Genomic DNA, 4028 nt, shown 5'->3' on the forward strand with positions numbered 1-4028 from the left:
CGGAGGACGATCTCGCCCGGCTGCAGCATGGTGGCGGCTTGGACGGTGGCCATGAGGGGAGACTCCTTATATATAGCGCGAAAAACGGACAATTCCGCCGCGGCGGTTGCGAGTTGCGAAAGGCGCGGCGCTCGCCTTAATCTAGCTTATCTTTACGGCACGCAACAGATCCCCGGCCCCGCCGGAAGGTCCGGTTCCGCCGGGGAAGGAGGAGGCCACGTTGGCCCTCGAAAAGACGCTCGCCATCTTCGGCTACCCGCTCAGCCACACCATGTCGCCCGTCATGCACAACACCGCGGCGGAGGCGCTGGGCCTTCCCTACCGCTTCATGGCCTACGAGGTCCGCCCCGAGAACTTCGCCGAGGCCGTGCACGGGGCGCGGGCGATGGGCTTCGGCGGGCTCTGCGTCACCATCCCCCACAAGGTGGCGGCGGCCGGGATGATGGACGATCTGAGCGAGGACGCGCGGCTGATGGGGGCGGTCAACGTCATCGTCTTCGGGGCGGCGGGCCGGATGACCGGCCACAACACCGATGGCATCGGCTGGCTCGCCTCCCTCGAGAGCGAAACCGGCGAGACCCCCGCCGGGAAGAGGTGCCTCCTCATCGGGGCGGGGGGCGCGGCGCGGGCCATCGCCGTCAAGATGGCGCAGTGCGGCGCGGCCCACATCGAGATCAGGAACCGCACCGCCGAAAAGGCCGAGGCGCTGGCGGCGTACGTTTCGAAAAACCTTCCCGGAGCGCAGCTCTCGGGCGGAGGGCTTTCGGATCTCCACGCGGCGGCCGAGGGCTGCGATCTCATCGTCAACACCACGAGCCAGGGGATGGCGGGCGAGCCCGAGCGGGAGGCGGCGATGCCCGTTCCCGAGGACGCCATCCCCGCGGGGTGCATCTGCACCGACGCCGTTTACAACCCGGTGGAGACGGCGTTTCTCCAAGCCGCAAAGAGGCGCGGCGCCCGCACCGTCTCGGGAGTCGGCTGGCTCATCCACCAGGGGGCGGCCGCCTGGAAGCTCTGGACGGGCACCGAGATGCCCGTGGAAAAAGTGACGCAGAACATCCTGAAAACACTTTCGGCGAAATAAGGAGTGGGGCAGTTCGCGCGATGGACCAGCGGTGTCATTCCGAAGGAGCGTAGCGACTGAGGAATCTGCTGTGGAAAAGCAGATTCCTCGCGCCTCCGGCGCTCGGAATGACAAGAAAGAAATACAAACAAACTGATCCGCTGCCCAAAATAAACCACCGCGATACTGGAGAAAGACGTTCATGACCGCACCGCTTGAAGGACTTCGCGTACTCGATCTCTCCCGCGTCCTCGCGGGGCCTTTCTGCTCCATGATGCTCGGGGACATGGGGGCGGAGGTCATCAAGGTCGAACACCCCGCCGGCGGGGACGAGACCCGCGGCTGGCCGCCCTTCTATGAGGGCGGGGAGAGCAGCTACTTCCAGTCGGTGAACCGGAACAAGAAAAGCCTCACCCTCGATCTGAAATCCGAGGCGGCGCGTGAGATCATCCGCGACCTCGTCGAAAAATCCGACATCCTGATCCAGAACTTCCGCCCCGGCGCCATCGAGCGCCTCGGCTTCGGCCAGGAGACCTGCCGCGAATGGAACCCCCGGCTCATCTACGCCTCGGTCTCGGGCTACGGCCAGGACGGCCCCGGCTTCAACCGGCCCGCCTACGACATCCTCATGCAGGGCGAGGGCGGCCTGATGAGCATCACCGGCGGACCCGATACCGGCCCCTTCAAGACCGGCATCGCCATCGCCGATCTCACCACCGCGCTGTTCGCCATTCAGGGCATCCTCCTCGCCGTCATCGCGCGCGGAAAAACGGGCAAGGGACAATTCATCGACATGGCGATCCAGGACGGGCAGGCCGCCCTGATGAGCCACGCCGCGGGCAACTTCTTCGCCACCGGCACCCCGCCCGGCCGGATGGGAAACCGCCATCCGAGCATCTCCCCCTACCGCGATTTCGCCTGTGCCGACGGCGACATGATCGTCGCGGCGGCGAACGACAGCCTGTGGGACCGCTTCGCCCGCGCCATCGGCCGGGAAGACCTCGCGGACGATCCCAAGTGGAAGCTGAACGCCGACCGGGTGAAGGGCCGCGATGAGATCGAGGGAATCATCGAAAACATCCTGATCGAAAAGCCCCGCGCCGAGTGGGTGCAGCTCATCGCGGCGGCGGGCGTGCCCTGCGGTCCGGTCAAGACCATCGCCGAGGTCTGCGCCGACCCGCAGGTACGCTACCGCGAGATGGTGGTCGAAGTGGCGCACGCCCGCACGGGCACCCTCCGGATGATGGGCATCCCCGTGAAGCTCTCCGAAACCCCCGGCGCGGTCCGCCTGCCGCCGCCGCTGCACGGGGAGCACACCGATGAGATTCTCACCGGCCTTCTGGGAAAGAGCGCGGCGGAGGTCGGGGCCCTGCGGGAGAAAGGGATCATCTGAAAATGACCACTTCATCCGATACGCGCCTCGCGCCTCCATCCGGGGGCGCGCCGGATTACGCCGGCTTCTGGGTGCGCTTTTTCGCCTATTTCATCGACGGCGCGATCTTCGTCGTCCTCGCCCTCATCGCCGGGTTCATCCTCGGCCTCTTTCTGCCCGCGCGCGTCATCGAGGATTCGCCCGAATTCAACGTTCTCTACGCCCTCATCGCCATCATCATCCCCTGGCCCTACATGTGCCTGATGGAAAGCTCATCGAAGCAGGCGACCCTCGGCAAGATGGCGCTCGGGATCATCGTGACCGACCTCGGCGGCAACCGCATCTCCCTGGCGCGGGCCACCGGCCGCTCTTTCGGGAAGGTGGTCTCCGCCCTCATTCTCAACATCGGCTTCCTCATGGCCGGCTTCACCCGGCGGAAGCAGGCGCTCCACGACATCATGGCGGGCTGCCTCGTTGTCTACAAAGCGCCCGACCCGAAGGACGAGGAGCCGGATTCTCCGCCCGCATCGCCGGAGGCTCCCAGCGCCTTCTTCAGTAAAAAGGACTGACCCCGCCCCCCCCCGGCATCCCGGCTTGCCATCCTCCGCGGGGGGGGCTTAGGATGCCTTTTTTCAGGCACCCGGCCAGCTTATCGGCCCTGAGGAGACCCGGCGTGCGGACTGTCACCTACTCCCCCAACTTCACCCTCGCCACCACTACCTGGTGCCTGGATCGGTGCGCCTACTGCAGCTTTAGGCGCGATGAACCGGTCCTGATGTCCATGGAAGAATGCGTGGCGGCCGGGCAGAAAGCCTACGATGAGGGCGCTGTCGAGGCCCTCATCATGACCGGCGAGGGGATCGACCGCCACAAGCGCCTCCGCGATCAGCTGAAAGCCTGGGGCTACGGCTCCTACGCCGAATACACCGCGGAGATCTGCAGGCGCTATCTGGAGATCGGCCTGCTCCCCCACACCAACATCGGCACGCTGGAGGGGTGGGAGCTCGAACTCCTCAAGCCCTACAACGTGAGCATGGGGGTGATGGTCGAAACGACCAGCGAGCGCGCCCATCTGCTCGCCCACAAAGCCGCGCCGACCAAAGCGCCCGCGCTCCGGCTCGCCACGCTGGAAGCGGCGGGGAGGCTCGCCATCCCCTTCACCACCGGCATCCTGATCGGCATCGGCGAGGCCCCCGAAGAGCGCATCGAAGCCCTCGCGGCCATCGCCGATCTGAACCGGCGCTACCGCCACATCCAGGAGGTCATCCTCCAGCCCCTCAACCCGCAGGCGGGCACCGCGATGGCCGGCTGGCCGCGCCCGGCGGACGCGGAGGTGGCCGCCCTCATCCCCGAGATGCGCCGCCTCATGCCGGGGGTGCACATCCAGATCCCGCCCAACCTGATCGGCGACCCGACCGCGCTCCTGAAGGCGGGGGCGGACGACATCGGCGGCATCGCCCCCGAGCCCGACTACATCAACCCCGATCGGCCCTGGCCCGCGCTCGATGCGCTCGAGGAAGCCCTCCGAAAAGAAGACATCGCGCTGCGCCCGAGGATGCCGATCTACGACGAGTACATCGCGGCCGGCTGGTG

General features: G+C 66.7%; 4 protein-coding genes. All 4 read left to right on the forward strand.

Going from position 1 to position 4028, the window contains the following annotated elements:
• Positions 1-220: 220 nt before the first annotated feature.
• The gene (aroE, locus tag O2807_13055) at positions 221-1084 is read left to right on the forward strand and encodes a shikimate dehydrogenase (GenBank protein ID MDA1001428.1); all 864 of its coding nucleotides are present in this window, start codon (positions 221-223) and stop codon (positions 1082-1084) included.
• A gap of 181 nt (positions 1085-1265) precedes the next feature.
• Positions 1266-2456, forward strand: coding sequence for a CoA transferase (locus O2807_13060; protein ID MDA1001429.1), 1191 nt, complete (start codon positions 1266-1268; stop codon positions 2454-2456).
• A 2-nt stretch (positions 2457-2458) separates the two neighbouring features.
• The gene (locus tag O2807_13065) at positions 2459-3004 is read left to right on the forward strand and encodes an RDD family protein (protein ID MDA1001430.1); all 546 of its coding nucleotides are present in this window, start codon (positions 2459-2461) and stop codon (positions 3002-3004) included.
• Between the two features lie 104 nt (positions 3005-3108).
• Positions 3109-4028: 7,8-didemethyl-8-hydroxy-5-deazariboflavin synthase subunit CofG (gene cofG, locus O2807_13070; GenBank protein ID MDA1001431.1), on the forward strand; the 920-nt coding region annotated here is incomplete at its 3' end.

The sequence above is a fragment of the bacterium genome (genome assembly GCA_027622355.1).
In the GTDB taxonomy this organism is placed as follows: Bacteria; UBA8248; UBA8248; order UBA8248; family UBA8248; genus JAQBZT01.